Origin of the sequence: Streptomyces sp. JH34, from assembly GCF_029428875.1 — a bacterium.
GTDB lineage: Bacteria > Actinomycetota > Actinomycetes > Streptomycetales > Streptomycetaceae > Streptomyces.
On the sequence record NZ_JAJSOO010000001.1, the window covers coordinates 1,613,365 to 1,630,165 of the forward strand.

The 16,801-nt window shown below is 72.5% G+C and carries 15 protein-coding genes; 7 read left to right on the plus strand and 8 right to left on the minus strand.

Annotation, left to right across the window (positions count from 1 at the left end):
* Positions 1-20: 20 nt before the first annotated feature.
* Entirely contained in the window at positions 21-1,568 is a 1,548-nt protein-coding gene (locus tag LWJ43_RS07120; RefSeq protein WP_277331447.1) for a pectate lyase family protein, read from the minus strand.
* A 516-nt stretch (positions 1,569-2,084) separates the two neighbouring features.
* Complete coding sequence (locus tag LWJ43_RS07125; RefSeq protein ID WP_277331448.1) at positions 2,085-3,293, minus strand: CaiB/BaiF CoA transferase family protein; 1,209 nt, start codon at positions 3,291-3,293, stop codon at positions 2,085-2,087.
* 547 nt (positions 3,294-3,840) lie between these two features.
* Between LWJ43_RS07125 and LWJ43_RS07130 the strand changes: the two genes are divergently transcribed.
* The 4 genes from LWJ43_RS07130 (at position 3,841) to LWJ43_RS07145 (ending at position 9,203) form a co-directional block, all read left to right on the plus strand.
* On the plus strand, positions 3,841-4,911 hold the full coding sequence (locus LWJ43_RS07130; protein ID WP_277331449.1) for a glycoside hydrolase family 43 protein: 1,071 nt from the start codon (positions 3,841-3,843) through the stop codon (positions 4,909-4,911).
* 193 nt (positions 4,912-5,104) lie between these two features.
* Positions 5,105-6,517, plus strand: a complete 1,413-nt coding sequence (locus tag LWJ43_RS07135; RefSeq protein WP_277331450.1) for a hypothetical protein — start codon at positions 5,105-5,107, stop codon at positions 6,515-6,517.
* 116 nt (positions 6,518-6,633) lie between these two features.
* On the plus strand, positions 6,634-7,914 hold the full coding sequence (locus tag LWJ43_RS07140) for an AAA family ATPase (RefSeq protein ID WP_277331451.1): 1,281 nt from the start codon (positions 6,634-6,636) through the stop codon (positions 7,912-7,914).
* Positions 7,911-9,203: a vWA domain-containing protein gene (locus tag LWJ43_RS07145; RefSeq protein ID WP_277331452.1), complete on the plus strand. Its 1,293-nt coding sequence runs from the start codon at positions 7,911-7,913 to the stop codon at positions 9,201-9,203. Before LWJ43_RS07140 ends, LWJ43_RS07145 begins: the two co-directional genes overlap by 4 nt.
* Positions 9,204-9,442: 239 nt before the next feature.
* Here LWJ43_RS07145 and LWJ43_RS07150 read toward each other — a convergent pair whose 3' ends face one another.
* A complete protein-coding gene (locus LWJ43_RS07150) occupies positions 9,443-10,060 on the minus strand; it encodes a TOPRIM nucleotidyl transferase/hydrolase domain-containing protein (RefSeq protein WP_277331454.1) in 618 nt (205 codons plus the stop codon).
* 207 nt (positions 10,061-10,267) lie between these two features.
* Between LWJ43_RS07150 and LWJ43_RS07155 the strand changes: the two genes are divergently transcribed.
* Complete coding sequence (locus tag LWJ43_RS07155) at positions 10,268-11,014, plus strand: dienelactone hydrolase family protein (protein ID WP_277331455.1); 747 nt, start codon at positions 10,268-10,270, stop codon at positions 11,012-11,014.
* A 12-nt stretch (positions 11,015-11,026) separates the two neighbouring features.
* On the opposite strand, the gene LWJ43_RS07160 is transcribed toward LWJ43_RS07155, so the two are convergent.
* From LWJ43_RS07160 to LWJ43_RS07170, 3 genes are all read right to left on the minus strand, one after another.
* Entirely contained in the window at positions 11,027-11,410 is a 384-nt protein-coding gene (locus tag LWJ43_RS07160; RefSeq protein WP_277331456.1) for a VOC family protein, read from the minus strand.
* 90 nt (positions 11,411-11,500) lie between these two features.
* Positions 11,501-12,676 (minus strand): spore photoproduct lyase family protein, encoded by a 1,176-nt coding sequence (locus LWJ43_RS07165; protein ID WP_277331457.1) that lies wholly within the window; start codon positions 12,674-12,676, stop codon positions 11,501-11,503.
* Positions 12,677-12,737: 61 nt separating this feature from the next.
* On the minus strand, positions 12,738-14,249 hold the full coding sequence (locus LWJ43_RS07170) for a cryptochrome/photolyase family protein (RefSeq protein WP_277331458.1): 1,512 nt from the start codon (positions 14,247-14,249) through the stop codon (positions 12,738-12,740).
* On the opposite strand from LWJ43_RS07170, the gene LWJ43_RS07175 reads away from it, so the two are divergent.
* Both LWJ43_RS07175 and LWJ43_RS07180 read left to right on the plus strand, forming a co-directional pair.
* Positions 14,248-14,409: a hypothetical protein gene (locus tag LWJ43_RS07175; protein WP_277331459.1), complete on the plus strand. Its 162-nt coding sequence runs from the start codon at positions 14,248-14,250 to the stop codon at positions 14,407-14,409. The genes LWJ43_RS07170 and LWJ43_RS07175 overlap by 2 nt on opposite strands.
* Before the next feature lie 102 nt (positions 14,410-14,511).
* Complete coding sequence (locus LWJ43_RS07180) at positions 14,512-15,159, plus strand: dihydrofolate reductase family protein (protein WP_277331460.1); 648 nt, start codon at positions 14,512-14,514, stop codon at positions 15,157-15,159.
* Positions 15,160-15,296: 137 nt separating this feature from the next.
* Here the strand turns inward: LWJ43_RS07180 and LWJ43_RS07185 are convergent, their stop codons facing one another.
* Both LWJ43_RS07185 and LWJ43_RS07190 read right to left on the minus strand, forming a co-directional pair.
* A complete protein-coding gene (locus tag LWJ43_RS07185) occupies positions 15,297-15,989 on the minus strand; it encodes a type VII secretion system-associated protein (RefSeq protein ID WP_277331461.1) in 693 nt (230 codons plus the stop codon).
* Complete coding sequence (locus LWJ43_RS07190; protein WP_277331462.1) at positions 15,982-16,734, minus strand: type VII secretion system-associated protein; 753 nt, start codon at positions 16,732-16,734, stop codon at positions 15,982-15,984. Before LWJ43_RS07190 ends, LWJ43_RS07185 begins: the two co-directional genes overlap by 8 nt.
* Positions 16,735-16,801: the final 67 nt, after the last annotated feature.

Sequence of the window (16,801 nt, forward strand, 5' to 3'; positions counted from 1 at the left end):
CGTACGCCGGGACCGTTCCGCTACCCGGCGTACGTCTCGAACTCGGCGACCTTCGGGGTCCCGGACGAACCGGTGATCTCGAAGGTGATCTTCTTCAGCGAGGTCTTGGGGACGGTGACGGCGCCGGCGCCGGTACCGGAGGTAAGGACCGCGCCGGTGTCACCGTTGACGAGCCGCCAGGATCCGATGGTGCCGGTGGAACCCGACGCCTCGCGGATGTTGACCTTCGACACGGAGGTGGCGGTCCCCCACTTGATCGAGATGGAACCGGTCGAGCCGGCCGGGGACCAGTAGGTGCTCATGTCACCGTCCCGCACATTGCCGTAGCTGGATCCGCTCGCCTTGCTGGAGCCGTCGGATCCGGCACCGATGCTGAGGTTGGTGCCGCCGGGCTCGGTGGGGTCGGTCGGGTCCGGTGTCGGGTCCGTGGGGTCCGGCGTGGGAGTGGGTGTCGTCGGCGAGCAGCTGCCGTCCGACACCTTCAGCCCCTTGTTGGCGCCCGCGGTCGCACCCACGATCGCCGGGACGCAGCTCGCGTTGTCCAGGCTGTAGGAGTAGGGAATGCTGACGGTGGTGTTGGACTTCGGGTCGGGACCGGCCGGGTTGTTCTCGCTGCCCTTGGCGGACCAGGTCACGTTGTCGAAGGTGTTGCCGCTGACCTGCCAGTATCCGGCCGCGTCCGTGTAGAACGTGCCCAGGACGTCCTTGGAGTCCTTGAAGTAGTTGTTGTCGACCTTGGCCCTTGCTCCGGCCCGGGAGTTGATCCCGGACTCGTTGAGCTTCACGTAGTAGTTGTTGTAGATGTGGGCGATGCCCCCACGCAGCAGGGGTGCCCGCGAGTCGATGTTCTCGTAGAGGTTGTGGTGGTACGTGATGTAGCCGTTCGAGAGCTCGGTCTCGCTGGAACCGACCAGGCCGCCACGGCCGGAGTTGCGCAGGGTGCTGTAGGACAGCGTGACGTACTGGGTGTTGTCCTTCATGTCGAAGAGGCCGTCGTAGCCCTCCGACTCGCCGCCCGAGGCCTCCAGGGTCGTGTGGTCGACCCAGACGTTGCGGACGTCGCTCTCCATGCCGATGGCGTCACCGCCGTTGGACGTCGGCGAGCCGGACTTCTTGACGTTCTTGACGGTCACGTTCTGGATGATGATGTTGCTGGACTCACGGATGTGGATGCCCAGCTGGTCGAAGACGGCACCGCTGCCGACGCCGACGAGCGTGACGTTGCTGATCTGCTTGAGCTCGATCACACCGGCGGCGGTGTTGCAGCTGTTCCCTGACACCTTGGCGGTGTTGCCGTGGTTGATCGTGCCCTCGACCTGGATGGTGATCGGGGTGCTGCTGGTGGCCCGGTTGCACAGGGCCGTGTGGATCGCGGTACCCGTGGTGGCCCGCACGGTCGTCCCGCCGGCACCGCCGGTGGTCCCGCCGTTCTGGGTCGCGTATCCGGTGGCACTCCCGGTCGCCGCCGCCGACGCCGCCTCGGGCATCGACAGCACCACGCCGGTCGCGGCCGCCACGGCCAGCGTGGCCAGGGCGGCGTTGAGTCGCAGCGCGACTGGTCGTCTCATGTTGGTGTCCCCATTCGTGTTCACATGCTGTGTTGCTGCTCCATGCCGCGGTCGCAACGGCGAACCGGCGGGGCTGAGGCTTTGCGCCGGGCAGCACCCGTCGGCAGGTGGTGCATGTTTCTCGAGCGGTCGGGGCGGCGGTCTCCGCCGGTCCCGGGACGAGCGAGGCGGCCGGGCCCGGTGCGGACAGGTGGGGTACACCGTCGTCCGCCGGCGGGCCGGCTTCCTCTTGAGGCCCCGGGCCGAGCAGGTGGCGGCTCACGCGCGTCCTTCACGACGGCCGTCGCGAGGGACGCTTCCACCGGTCCGGACCCAGGAAGGGAAAGCGCTTTCTGCCCGTGACAATAGAGGGCCCGCCACCGAACTGACAAGGTTCATGACAGGCCTGGATCCATGACTCGGCCACCGAGCCGGAGCCACAACACCCCAGAGGTACAGGGGACTTGGAGGCCAGCTCCTCGGACAGGACGCCGGGGAGGCCCGTGTGGGCGGCCTCCCCTGCTCGCCGACCGGTGGTCAGATGACGCCCTGGGCCCGCAGTTCCGCGATCCGCCCGGGCGTGTATCCGAGTTCCGCCAGGATGGGCCGGGTGTGCTCGCCGGCCGCGGGTACGGCGTCCATGCGTGGGGTGGTGCCCGCCAGGTCGACGGGCGGCAGCAGCGCCCTCACCGTCTCTCCGCCGGGTACGGCCACCTCCCGCCAGCGGTCCCGGCCGGCCAGTACGGGATGCTCCAGGAACTGCTTCACGTCGTTCACGGGGGCGTTGGCGATGCCGATGGCGTCGAGAAGCTCCATCACCTCACCGCTGCCCGACGCCGCGACACGACCGGCCAGGAGTGCGTCGACCTCCTCGCGGTGGCTCACGCGGGCGGAGCCGGTGGCGAAGCGGGGGTCGTCGGTGAGGCCGGGGTCGCCGAGGAACCGCTCGCAGAGGGAGGCCCATTCGCGTTCGTTCTGCACGGAGAGCAGTACGTCCTTGCCGTCGGCCGCGGTGTAGGTGCCGTACGGGGCGATGGTGGCGTGCCGGGTGCCGACCCTCGGCGGCTGCGCACCGCTGTACGCCGTGTAGTAGGCGGGCTGCCCCATCCACTCGGCGAGCGCCTCGAACAGCGAGACCTCCACGGCGCGCACGGAGCCGCGGGTGGCACGCGTGAACAGCGCGGTGAGGATGCCGCTGTAGGCGTACATGCCCGCGGCGATGTCGGCGACCGACACCCCGGCCCGGGCGGCCTCACGGGCGCTACCGGTGAGGGAGACCAGGCCTGTCTGGCACTGCACCAGCAGGTCGTACGCCTTTCGGTCCGCCCAGGGCCCGCTCGATCCGTAGCCGGTGACCGAGCACGGGATCAGCGTCGGGAACCGCTCCGCCAGGTCGTCCGCGGCCAGGCCCATGCGCGCGGCCGCACCTGGCGCGAGATTCTGCACGAACACGTCGGCCCCCGAGAGGAGTTCCTCCAGTACCTTCCGTCCCTGTTCCGCTTTGAGGTCCAGGGTCACGGATTCCTTGGAGCGGTTCAGCCACACGAAGTAGCTGGACTGGCCGTGCACCGTGGTGTCGTACCGGCGGGCGAAGTCGCCGCCGTCCGGGCGCTCCACCTTGATCACCCGTGCTCCGAGATCGGCGAGCTGGCGGGTGGCGAAGGGGGCGGCCACCGCTTGTTCGATGCTCACGACGGTGATGCCGGACAACGGCAGCTCGCCGGCGGGCGCTGCTTCCTCGGCCATGTGTTCGTCCTCCGGGGGTCGGTCAACCGGGCGGGAGTCCCATCATGTGCGTTCACATGAGGCCCGGAGAACCGACACCGCGTGACGCTGCCGCGCGGGACACGGACACCGGACCCTGGGCGACCCGCGGACGCATCCGCACGCCCGGCGCGGCCGCCTGCGCGCCAGTGACGGGCGCGACGCGTGCGACGCCCTCCCCGCCGTGTCCGCACCCACGCGGATCCTCCACGCCTACTTCGAGGAGCACCGGGACCCGGCCGGCTCCGTGGTCCGTGGCTTCCTGGCCTGAGCGGGGCGCCCTTCGCGGGGCCCACGCGGTCAGGCCGTCCTCGACGGCACCTCGTTATTGACATGAGCAGACCCACTCGTGATGCTGTGAGAGCGCTCTTTTCATCGATGTACATGTCGGTGCGGAGGCGGGGGACATGACGGCCCGTCATCCCTCGTGTCCTCTCCGACGTGGTCCTGACCAGTCCCCGTCCGCGTGCCGGCGACCGCTCCCCCGGTTGCCGCGTCGCGGCGCGGAGGCCGACCATGGAGCGGGATGATGAAGCTTCCTCGTCACCTTTCCGGTATCGCCGCGTTCGCTCTCTCCGTCCTGCTCGCCGCCGCGATGTGCCTCGCCTCCGCCGGATCCGCGCGGGCCGACCGGACCGGCCTGCGGGCCGCGGACCCCAGCGTCCTGCGCGTCGGCGGCACGTACATCTCGGTGCAGTCGACCGGCGGCGGCATCGCCGTGCGGCAGGCTTCCTCGACGGCGGCCCTCGCCTCGGCACCGGCCCGGCAGGTCTGGTCGGACACCCGCGACCTCGGCGAGGTCTGGGCTCCGGAGATCGTGCGGGACGGCGGCCGCTACTACATCTACTTCTCGGCGGGGCGAGGCGCGGCCCACCGGATGTACGTCATCGACTCGGCCGCACCCGACAGCGGATACACCGGGGAGACGAAGCTCGCGCTGGCCGACGACAAGTGGGCCATCGACGGCACGCTGTTCACCTTCAACGGGCAGCGCTGGTTCGTCTGGTCCGGCTGGGCGGACGACACGAACGTCGAACAGAACCTCTACATCAGCCGGATGAGCAGCCCGAAGGCACCGACCGGAGCACGGTACGTCATCTCGCAGCCGCGGGAGAGCTGGGAAAGGGTGGTGGGCAACCCCTTCATCAACGAGGCGCCCGAGGCGATCAAGGACCCGAACGGTCAGCTGCACATCGTGTACTCCGCCAACGGCAGTTGGAGCGACCGGTACTGCCTGGCCGACCTGCGCCTCAGGGCCGGGGGCGACCCCACCTACGTATGGGACTGGTACAAGTCGAACGGCTGCCTCTTCGGCTCCGCCCGCGCGACGATGATGCCCGGCTGGGACCCCACCCTGTACGTGGACGGACCCGGCCACCACAGCTTCGTCCTGCTGGACGGCGACATCGGCACGAGTCCGCCGGCCGGCCCGCGGTTCCCTCTCATGTTCCACGCGGTGGCGAAGGGGACTCCGTACTCGTGGGCGAACCGGTACTGGTACACGGGTACGTTCGCCTGGTGGGGCGACATCACCTACAGCAGGGCCAACGTCCCCGGCTCCAACACCAGCACCGGCTGGAGCCTCAAGTTCTTCGAGTGACGGCCCCGGCCCGCGGCCGTCCGCCTGGCTGTACTCCTGTCCGCCCGGCCCCCTGTCCGACACTCCGTCCGGCCGTGCGTCCGTCCGTCGGTGAAAAAGGCGTGGCCCTTCGCGCCCGTCCGGGCTACGCTCCGCCGATGACTAACCGACATGCCCGTGGATTGGGGGTCCTGACCGCGCAAGGTGAGTGCTGATGCTCACCGGAACCGCGTTCGAGGACACCCGCCCCTCCTTCTGGCCGCGCGTGCGCGAGATCGCCGTGCCGCCCTCCATGGTCGAGACCGCGACGGCCCGGCGCACCGCCGGCGACTGGGCGGGGGCGTGCGCCGCCGCCGGATTCGACGTCGATCTCGACCTTCGTACCGTCACACGTGTCCATGGCAGCGGCCTGGCCGCCCGGCTCCGGGCGGACCTGCGCCGGCTGGCGCCCGACCTGTTGCGGTGGCACATGCCCAGGACCGCACCGGACGGATTGCTGCGCACCGGTACGACCGTCACACTCGCCCGGTACCACGAGCCGGGGGCTCCCCGTCCCGTGCGTCTCGTGGTGCGTACCGCACCCGCGTGGGCGGGGGCCGGGCAGCGGATCAGCCTCACGGTGTGGGACGGCCCCGCCCCGCACGGACGCGCCCACGGGCCGCGCGGCTACCGGCCTCCCGACCGGCGGTTCCGCCTGGACCTGCACCGGCACCTCTGGGACGCGAGCCGCAGTCACGAACTGCGCCCGCGCGCCGGGGCGGACGGGCCAGGGCCCGACGACGGTCCGGTACCCCTCTGGGCCTCCCGGGTGCCCGGGCCGCAGCGGTTCGCGCTCGGCCGGTGGGCCGAGGAGGCGGCCCTGCTCCTGGCCGCGGAGGGGCGTGCGGATGGGGGCGAGGTCGCCGTGCGCCTCGGCGGACGGCACCGGCTGCTGCTGGACGTACGGCTCTCCCCCGGCCCGTCGCGCGAGGGTGCCGGTACGCCCGGGGTGCGGTCCGCCCGGTTCGTGCGGGCGGGCGCCTCCGCCGGGCTCCCGGTCCTCCCCGACGCCGCGACGTGGGTGCTGCCCGACCTGGCGCTGCTGCGCTCGGGTCTTGTCGCCCCGGAACGGCTGCACCCGCTGGTCGCGGCCGCCCTGGCTCCGGGAACACCGGTGTCCGGCTCCTCCCGCGTGGACGACCACGGGCCGCCGCGCGAGGTGGACTGCCGGGGCGCCCGGCACCGGATCGGGCTGGTCGACGGGGTACTGGTGCCCCTGGACCACGATCCCGACGAGATCCGGCGGGAGGAACTGCTCGCCGCGCTCACCGGCACTCCCCTCCCCTGCCTCCAGGTCATCGACGCGGCGCACCGCCGGCCTGACTGCCTGGACGACGTCCGTGACCGGCTGGCCCACGGGGACCCGGCGGGGGCGCTGGCCGGGATCGAGAGGCTGCTCGGCGCCGAGGCGCTGCTGAGGGACGGGGACCTGCGCGACCTGCTCACCGACGCGGCCCGGCAGCGGGTACGGCACGGCCTGTTCAGGGCCGGTCTGGCCGATCCCGGGCCCAGGGAGCCCGTGACCGGACGGGAACGGTTCCGCGTCGGCGTCCACCGCACCCGGCCACGGAACGCCGCCTACCGCTGACCGCCCCGAGCGCTGATCCGCCGCTCGCCGTCCGGCACCCCGGTGCCGTCCTTCCCGCCTTCCGCGCGCCCCTCACCCCGGGGCGCGGCCTTCGACGAACCCTCAGGTGATGTCTCATGTCCATATATGCCCCGCTCTCCGCACCCCTGTCCACCGGTACCCCGGACACTCCGGCTCCCTCCCCACGTGGTTCCCGGCTCGATGTCTCCGGCGCGTTGCTGGCCCTGCTCCGTGACACGACCACCGCTCCACGTCCCGATCCGCAACTGGAGGCGCTGACCCTGGCCGTCTCGGCCGACCTGCCGGTGCTGCTGTGGGGTGAACCCGGCATCGGCAAGACGGCGGCGCTCACCCAGCTCGCCACCACCCTGGACCTGCCGCTGACCACGGTGATCGCCAGCGTGCACGAACCGTCGGACTTCTCCGGTCTTCCCGTCATCGGGGACGACCCGGCGGGCAACGGCATCCCGATGGCTCCGCCGGACTGGGCGGTCAGGCTGGTGCGGGCGGGCCGCGGGCTGCTGTTCCTCGACGAGCTGTCCACCGCCCCGCCCGCCGTGCAGGCGGCGCTCCTGCGCCTCGTCCTGGAGCGCCGGGTCGGTGCACTGCGTCTGCCGCCCGGTGTCCGGATCGTGGCCGCCGCCAATCCCCGGTCCTCCGCGGCCGACGGCTGGGAGCTGAGTCCGCCGCTCGCCAACCGGTTCGTCCACCTGCGGTGGGTGCACGACGCCGACGTGGTCGTACAGGGCCTGGGCGGTGTCTGGCCCCGGGCCGTGCTGCCGACACTCGACGCCGAACAGCTGCCCGACGCCGTGGCGTTCGCGCGTCGAGCGGTGTGCGGTCTGCTGGGCGCACGGCCCGCGCTGGTTCACCGGCTGCCCTCCGGCGAGGCGCTGCGGGGCGGGGCGTGGCCGTCACCGCGCAGCTGGGACATGGCACTGTGCCTGACCGCGTTCGCGACCGCGGCCGGCTCGTCCCGCGACGTCCTGTCGATGCTGGTCAGGGGAACGGTGGGCGACGGCCCCGGGCTGGAGTTCCTGGCCTACCTGGACAGGATGGACCTGCCGGACCCGGAGGACCTGCTGGCGGACCCCGGGGGTGCGGAACTGCCGGAGCGCGGTGATCTGCGCCAGGCGGCACTGGACGCGGTGGTCGCCGCGGTCCGTTCGCGCCCCGGGCGGGACCGCTGGGACGCCGCCTGGGCCCTGTTGGCGAGGGCGGCGGAGACCGGTGCTCCGGATCTGCTGGTGGTCCCGGCGACGACACTCGCCACGCTGCGCCGCGACGACTGGGAGGTGCCGGTGTCGATCGAGGGTCTCGCCGGAGTGGTGTCCGTCTCGCAGCGTGCGGACCGGGCGAAGGTCCGTGCGCTCCCGGTGACGCGGGGGGACCGATGAGCGCGCACCCCCCCGGCCGGCCGGCCGCGCCACGGTCCGTGCTCCCACGCGGCGTTCGCGCGGACACGCTCGACACCGGGAAGCTCTTCGCCGCCCGTCTCCAGGCGGTACGCGCGCGGCCCTATCTGGCCACGGCGCTGTTCGCCCTGCACCCGGTGGAGTCCCGTCACGTGCCGACGATGGCCGTCGACCCGTACTGGCGGTGTTACGTGTCTCCGGCCTTCGTGGACCGCACATCCGTCGAGGAGCTGGCCGGCGTGTGGGTGCACGAGGTGTCGCACCTGCTGCGCGACCACCACGGGCGCGGCGACCGCTACGCGCACCGGCACGGCCTGTCCGGACCGGCGGAGCGGCTGCGGATGAACATCGCGGCCGACTGCGAGATCAACGACGACGTCTTCGGCGAGGGCCTGGTGGCGCCCGAGGGTGCCGTCCGTCCGGCGTCCCTGGGGCTGAGGGACGGGGAGCTGATGGAGGACTACCTCCGCCAGTTCCGCCTGGGGCCGCACACCGCCCACCTGGCGTGGCTGGAGTGCGGGAGCGGCGCGGACGGTCTCCCGCGGCCATGGGATCTGGGGCCGGAGGGCGCGGACGGGCTCAGTGCGCAGGAACGGGACGCGGTGCGGTTCCGGGTGGCGCGGGGCATCACCGGGAGTCCGGGGAACGCGCCGGCCGGCTGGCGGCGATGGGCCGATGAGGCCTTCCATCCACCCCAGCCCTGGCGGCAGCTGCTGGGAGCGGCCGTGCGGGCGGCCGCGTCCGCGCCGGGCTCGGGCGACGACTACGTCTACGGCAGACCGGCACGCCGGTCGGCTGCGGTCCCCGGCGCGGTCCTGCCGAGCCTGCGGCGCAGGCCGACGCGGGTCGTCGTGGTGATCGACACCTCCGGCTCGGTCAGTGACGCCGAACTGGGCAGCGCGCTGCTGGAGGTGGCTGCGATCTCGCGGGCCGTGGGCGGCCGCCGTGACCTCGTCGGCGTACTCCCGTGCGACGCGGCGGCGGACCGCGTCCGGCCCCTGTGCGGCGGTGCGGAGGGCGTCGAACTGCTGGGCGGCGGGGGGACGGACCTGCGTGCGGGGTTCGCGCGTGCACTGGAGTCCCGTCCGCGTCCGGACGTCCTGGTGATGCTGACGGACGGCCAGACCCCGTGGCCGTCCCGGCGGCCCCCGTGCCGGACGGTGATCGGCCTGTTCGGCCGGCACCACGGACGCTCGTCGTACGACGAGTCGAACCCCGAGTACGTACCCGACGGACCGCCCGCGTGGGCGCGGACGGTGACCATCGGGTAGGAGGGGGCTCGCCGCCGGTGCGGGGGCCCGTAGCATCCGATCGATAACGGCCACTGTCGGTCACTGCCGGTCGCTTCCCGACACTTCGGTCGAGGAGGCGGCCGGCGGGCCGGTGAGGCCGCCGTGGTCGAGGACCGTGCGCGTCCACCCCCGAGCGGTGCGGTCCCCACGGGGCGCGGGAGCGGCGGGACTGCCCGTGCGAGCCACGCGCCGGCAGGATACGGAGGACCGCAGGGCTGTCAGAGGCCGGCGAGCAGTCCGTGGAGCGGGGCGGGAACGCGGGCCGGATCGAGGGCCTCCACGAGGACGCGGCCGTAGTGGATCTTGCGGCCCTTCTTCGTGCCGAGGAAGCGCCGCAGCTGTTGCTGCGCGCTGCGGTCACGCTGCGCGGGCTGGTTCACGAAGGTCCGCAGGGCACGCATGTCACCCTCCACCCGGACGAGCTCCTCCACCCGCGTCACTCCCAGCGCGCGGATCAGTTCGTCCTCCAGATCCGCCGCACAGACGAAGAACGTCTGCTGTGCCGCGCCGGCGCGCTCCAGGCCGCGGGTGTAGTAGCCACGCTCCGCCTCGTCGCACAGGCCCGTGAGGCGGAGGCCCAGACCGGTCGGACCCAGGAGTCGGGCGAAGCGCCCGACGCTCATCGCGCCGCCCATCGACAGGACGCAGACTCCCTCGGCCGCCAGGTCCCGGCCGCGGCCGGCGGCCAGCGCGTCCACCGCCGCGACGTCGCTCGGCCCTTCGAGCAGGACGACGGCCCGGACGGGCAGGCTCAGGGCCAGCTCCCGCGCCGGTTCACCGGGGCCACCGGCCGCCCATGCGGTGACCGCTTCCCGGAAGGACCCCATGTCTGGCATGAGGCGAGTCTCCCCCTCCCCGCACCGCCGCGGTACCGGTTTTCCCCGCAGGCCCTGCGCGTACCGCGGTCGGACACGCCCCCGCCACGGCCCCGGACACGGCCCCCCTTCGGTCCGTTGCGCCGGCCGGACCGGCGATGTACGTTCGCTCGCGCCGAGGACGTCGGTGCGCCCGACGCCGTCGGGTGGACTCCGGGAAGGAAACTCTTGCCCCTCAGGAACCTGCGGATCCCCACCGAGGACGGCGTGGCCGACGGCTTCGCCGCCTTCCCCGACGACGGAGAGCGGCACCCGGGGGTGCTGATGTACCCGGACGGCTTCGGTATCCGTCCCGTACTGCGGGAGATGGCCCTCGAACTGGCGGGGCACGGGTACCACGTGCTCGTCCCCAACTTCCTGCACCGGAACGGCCCGGCGCCCGTGGTCGCCCTACCCGAGCACATCGGGGAGGACGCCAGGCGTGAGATCTTCGCCGAGCTGATGCCCCTGATAGAGGCACACACCACCGACCGCGTCCTGAACGACGCCGACGCCTGCCTCCGCTTCCTCGCCGCGCAGCCCGAGGTCGCTCCCGGCCCGGTCGCGGTGACCGGCTACTGCGTCGGCGGGCTGCTGGCGATGCGCACCGCCTCGGCGCACCCCGGCCGGGTGGCCGCCGTCGCCGGGTTCCACAGTCCCGTGGTCGGTGACGGACCGGACGGCCTGCACGGCCTCCTCTCGCCCATCACCGCGCAGGTCCACCTCGGCCATGCCGAGAGCGATCTGACGCCGGAGGCCCTCGGCGAGCTGAACAAGGCGCTGGACGCCGCGGAGCTCGACCACACGTCGGAGATCTATGCCGGCACGGTCCACGGCTTCACCATGTCCGACACCGACGCCTTCAGCGCCTCCGCGCTTCAGCGGCACTGGGACCGTCTGCTCCCCCTCCTCGGCCGCACCCTGCGCCAGGGCTGACGCCCCGGCCGGTCACCCCTCGCTGGGCACGTGGCTCAGGTCCACCACGCAGAAGATGTTCCCGTCGGGGTCGGCGAGGACGACGAAGTCGGGATCCGGCGGATAGAGGTCCCAGTCGACGGTCCGGGCGCCGAGTCCGAGCAACCGCGTGATCTCAGATCGCTGTTCGTCCCGTGTCTGCGCGAAGAGGTCCAGGTGGACACGGGGGCGGGGCTCGGCCGCCGACGTGCTGTGGATCAGGCCGAGGGCGCGGCCGGAACCATCGGCGTGTTCCAGCGTCCGCCAGGTCTCGCTCTCCCGCTCCTCGGTGGCGACCAGATTCAGGGCGGCGGTCCAGAAGGCCACCGCACGGGGGACGTCCGTGGCCCCGATGACGGGGATTCCGAGTCTCAGCATGGGGCGAGCCTAGACAGCAGACACACGTTCGGACCGGCGCGTGAAGGGCCCTCGCGCCGCCACCGCCGCGTGCCGTCCGCGCGGCGAGCGTCAGAAGGCGTATCTGACGCGCAGCCACGGCGCGTGCGCTGCAAGCAGCTCCCGCATGCGCGTCAGGGAACGCTGCTTGATCTCGCGGGCGTAGCGGACGTTGAGGGCCCCGTTCTCCGAGCGCTTGGTCTCCTGGGCGGCCGGCTGCCACAGCACCTCCTCGGCCCGGGGGTGCCAGCCGAGGTTGACCTCGTGGAGCGCCTGGTTGTGGGTCAGCATGATGATCTCGGCGGCCGCCTGCTCCTTCACCCGGGCGGGCAGCACGTCGTCGAGGTGGGTGAACAGGTCGGCCCAGTCCCGCTGCCAGCCCGGGCGCAGTACGACCGGCGAGAGGTTGAAGTGGACCTCGTAGCCGGCGTCGAGGAAGTCGGCCGCCGCCGCGATGCGCTCCGGGACCGGGCTGGTGCGGATGTCCAGCAGCCGGGCGTCGTCGGGCGGCATGAGGGAGAAGCGCACCCGGGTGCGCCCCTGCGGGTCGAGTGCGAGCAGGTCGGGGTTGACGAACTTGGTCGCGAAGGACGCCTTCGCTGTGGGCAGTCCGCGGAACGCGGCGACGAGATCCGCGGTGTTGTCGCAGACGAGGGCGTCGACGGAGCAGTCGCCGTTCTCGCCGATGTCGTAGACCCATGACCGGGGGTCGCACTGGTTGGGCTCCGGTTTGGGGCCCTGCGCCCGTACGTGGCGGCGGACGTGGGCCACGATCGCCTCGATGTTGGTGAACAGCGTGATGGGGTTCGCGTAGCCCTTGCGGCGCGGGACGTAGCAGTAGGCGCAGGCCATCGCGCACCCGTTGGAGGGGCCGGGGGCGATGAAGTCGGCCGATCTGCCGTTGGGGCGTGTCCGGAGTGTGTGCTTGACGCCGAGGACCAGCGTCCCGTTCTTGATCCGGACCCAGCGGGCGATGTTGCCGTCGTTGCCGTGGAGGGAGGGGATGCCCCAGTGGTTGGCGATCTCGGTCACGCGCACTTCGGGCAGACGGTCCATGATCTGTCTGCCGCGCGGTGAGTCGAGGGCGGCGGGCTCCGCGTAGACCTCGCGCACGTCGAGCAGCCGACGGGCCTGCGGACTGTCCCGGAAGGTCCCGTGCGGGGCCTCGGCCGGCGTCGTGTCCGACCACCCGAAGAGTGCTTGCTGCCCGGGTTCCCCCGAGGGGGGTTCTGCCGCCGGCTGATCCATGTGCCCGTCCTTTCCGCGCGCCGCGACCTGGGCAGCGCACGACGCCTCCTGCCCAAGGATCTCAGTCCCGGCGGCGGCGCTCCTGCTCCAGCAGTTCGTCGAGGTCGGTGAGCCTGTCCAGGCCGCGCACGGCCCGGGTCATCCGCGCGTTGTGCTCGAAGCGGTCACGATGCCGGTGCAGGAGGTTCCAGTACCCGGCGGTGAAGGGGCACGCGTCCTCGCCGACCCGTACGGACGGCTTGTAGCGGCAGGAGCCGCAGAGGTCGCTCATGCGGTCGATGTAGGCGCCGCCGGAGGTGTAGGGCTTGGTCGTCATGCGGCCCCCGTCGGCGTACTGCGACATGCCCACCACGTTGGGGACCATCACCCAGTCGTAGCCGTCGACGAAGCTGCGGTGGAACCAGTCGGTGACGGCACGGGGATCCCATCCGCGCTGCAGGGCGAAGCTGCCCAGGACCATCAGGCGTGGGATGTGGTGGGTCCAGCCGGTCGTTCTGACCTGGTCGAGGACGTGGGAGAGGCAGTTCGCACCGGTCGCGTCCGAGGACAGCTCCGTGAACCAGTCGGGCAGCGGAGCGTGGTGGCGCAGGGCGTTGCCCTCCCGGTAGCGCGTTCCGAAGTACCAGTACACGTGCCAGACGAACTCGCGCCATCCGGCGATCTGGCGCACGAACCCCTCGGCACTGTTGAGCGGCACGTCGCCCGACCGCCACCGTGCCTCGGCCCGCTCGACGCATTCCGTGGGATCCAGCAGGCCGAGGTTGAGCGACGAGGACAGCAGGCTGTGGCTCATCGTCGTGTCCCCGGCGAGCATCGCGTCCTCGTACGCGCCGAACGTGGCGAGCCTGTGCTCCACGAAGCGGCGCAGCGCGGCGAGTGCCTCCCGGCGGGTGGCGGGGAACCTGCGCGGCGCGTCCTCGCCGACGAACTCGACGTCCCCGTCGCGCGACCACCGGTCGAGGTCGGAGCGCACCTCGTCGTCGATCTCGCTCTCCCGGGGGCGGTACGGTGCCGGAACGCCCAGGTCGGTGGATCCGCGTGGCGGGGGCTGCCGGTTGTCGTGGTCGAGGTTCCACCGGCCCCCGACCGGCTGGTCGCCCTCCATCAGCAGGTCGTGGGTCCCGCGGACCCATCGGTAGAAGTCCTCCTGCCGGAGGTGCTTCGTGCCGCGGTCGTCCGCCCATGTGCGGAACTCGTCGTGCGTCACCAGGAACCCGCGCGCCGGCAGGACGCGCACCGAGGGCAGGGAGCGTACGAAGGCGTGGGCCGCGTGGGAGGTGGGGTGGTGCACGGTCACCTTTCCGTCCCCCACCGTCTCGCGCAGACCCTGGCGGTAGGTGTCGGCCTTGACGTACCGCACACGGTCACCCAGCTCGGCGGCTCTGTGGCGCATCGCGGAGAGGACCAGATGGGCCTTGGCGCGGTGGAACCGCCGTCGCCGGAAGACACTGCGGGCCTCGATCATCAGCAGCGGGGCGTCCCGGTGGGGGCCTCCCCGCGCGGGGTCGACGAAATGGGGGCCCAGCTGATCGCCGAACAGCCAATGTGGGGTGCCGGACTCTTCCTCAGTCATGCCGAGCGCTCCGATGACGGTCTGTTGCCTGGCCGGCGCGCACCGCGCGACGCTTCCCTTCACGATCAAAGCGCACGACGGCGCGGCCCGTACCCAGCACACGCCGGGGGCGTCACCCCAGGGGCTTCCGGCCGGCGCCCCGGTGGACGCGGTCGCGTGATGTACCGGTCCGGTTCCGCGACAGCGACCGCCACGGGCGCGACGATGAGTTCTTCCCGTCCGGGGAGTCTCAACGGCGTTACCGACGACACAGGAGAAACGCATGACCCAGTTGCTGAGAGTCCAGAACTTCTGCATCTCGAGTGACGGCATCGCCGCCGGTGAGGACCAGAGCCTCGAGCACCCCTTCGGCGGCCATGTCGATCCCCAGCGGCTGGTCGCGTGGGCCGGCGCCACGGCGAGCTGGCCCGGGCGCACCGATCCCGGCGGAAGCCGCGGCCTCGACGACTACTTCACCCGGGACTTCGCGCGCAACATCGGTGCCGAGATCATGGGCCGCAACAAGTTCGGCCCCCAGCGTGGCCCCTGGACCGACCACGAGTGGCAGGGCTGGTGGGGCGACGAGCCTCCGTTCCGCACTCCGGTCTTCGTGATGACCCATCACGTGCGCCCGTCGTTCACGCTCTCCGACACCACGTTCCACTTCGTCGACGACGACCCGGCCGCGGTCCTCGCGCAGGCACGGGAGGCCGCGCGGGGCAAGGACGTGCGGCTCGGCGGCGGGGTGACGACGATCCGGCAGTTCCTCGACGCCGGTCTCGTCGACACCCTCCACGTGGCGGTGTCGCCGATCACGCTCGGCTCCGGTCTCCGTCTCTGGGACGCGCCCGACGAGCTGCTCGACAGGTTCCACCTGGAGGTCGTGCCCAGCCCGAGCGGCGTGACGCACCACTTGTTCTGGCGGAGGTGACGGCGGGATCCCCGGAGCCCACCGCGACGGTACGGCGCCCGCCGCGGGAGGTCTCCGGCGGGAGCCGCGATCGCCGGATCAGGCACTGGTGAACGGCAGCACGAGCCGGGAGGGTGTGCGGTGTCAGATGGCAGGTGTCAGGAAGCCTCGGCGGAGGGAGGGCCCGCCGTCGCCCCGGCTCCGGCCCCCGGCAGATCGCCCCGCTCCGGCGCGTCGGCCGGGGAGCCGGCGGCCCCGGGCCCCGGCGCCTCGCGCAGCACCTCCGCGAGCCCGTCCGTGGTCAGCACCATGCTGACCGGGGCCGAGCTGTTGAGGCAGAGGCTGTGACCGGAAGGGACCCGGCCGAGCAGGTCCACGACCGGCAGCCGTTCGAAGCCCAGCGGCCCTGCGGCCTGGAGATAGCGGGGGGAGGTGAAGACCGGGACCACCGCCGTGCCGTCGGACGCCGACGCGCTCACCGGCTCGCCGTCCGCCGTGACCAGCACGGCGACCTCGGTCCCGGCCAGGGCGGAGGTGACGTCCTCCACCGGGCCGTACCCGGTGGTGGCGAGCTGGATCGCGCGGTCCACGTCGTCGGCGGGCTCGGGCCATCCCATCGCCTCGGGTGACGGCCTGTAGGCCTCGTTGTCCTCCCACTCGACGATCTCGCCCTCGGAGTCGGAGCGCCACTGGCCGACCACGGCCCACTCGGGTGGCGGGCCCTCCCCCTGCCAGGCGGGATCGGCCAGGTAGAGCCAGTGGTCGGGTGCCAGTCGGGCGGCCTGGACGAACTCCTCGGGCGGAACGGGATCCTTGGGGGTGGCGGGGGTTTCGGCGCCGGACTCACTCATCTTGGCCTCGCTTGCTGGGGGTACCTGATTCGGTGCGGGAGCGCCCGGCCGTCCGGGCCCGGTGCACGAATTCGCCGGACGTCTCCTGCCACCGTGCACGCAGCTCGTCAGCCGGGACGAGCAGCGAGGCCGGGGCCGACGGACTGAGGAGGAGCACGTCCCGGCCGGACGGCAGTCGGTCCAGGAGATCGGGAAGCGTCATCGTCACGTGCGCGGGCAGTCGGTCCGCCGGCGCCCCCGGCGGCAACGTGAAGACGGGCACCGTGTGTGCGCCCCCGGGTGCCCGCGTCCACGCCGGCTCCCCGTCCTCGGCGACGCACACGGCCACGGCACCGGCCTCCGCGATCGCCTCGGTGACGTCCTCGCCCGGACCGTATCCGGTGGCTGCCAGGTGCAGGGCGGCGTCGGCGTCGTCGACCGGTGGAGCCCAGCCGAGCGCGGCGGGCGAGGGCCGGTAGTCCGGGTTGGCCTCCCAGGAGACGATCCGGCCTCGTGCGTTGCTGCGCCAGCGGCCGAGCACGGCCCAAGGGGGCGCGGGCTCGTCCTCCGTCGCGCCCAGCCAGTGCCGGTCCGTCACGGACAGCCAGTGGTCGGGGGCCGTACGGGCCGCGGCGACGACGTCCTCGGGCGGGACGGGGAAGTCCGGCTCTCCCCGCGCGACGGTCACGCGCGGCGGCGCGGACACGGGGGCGGGGACCGCGCCGGGCCCGGGGGCGCCGCCCGGCTGTCCGCTGGTGGTCGGCATGGGGTCACTCCAGACAGTCACGCCGCGCGGAGGCCCGGCTCGCGGAGGAAGACACGAGGACATCTCA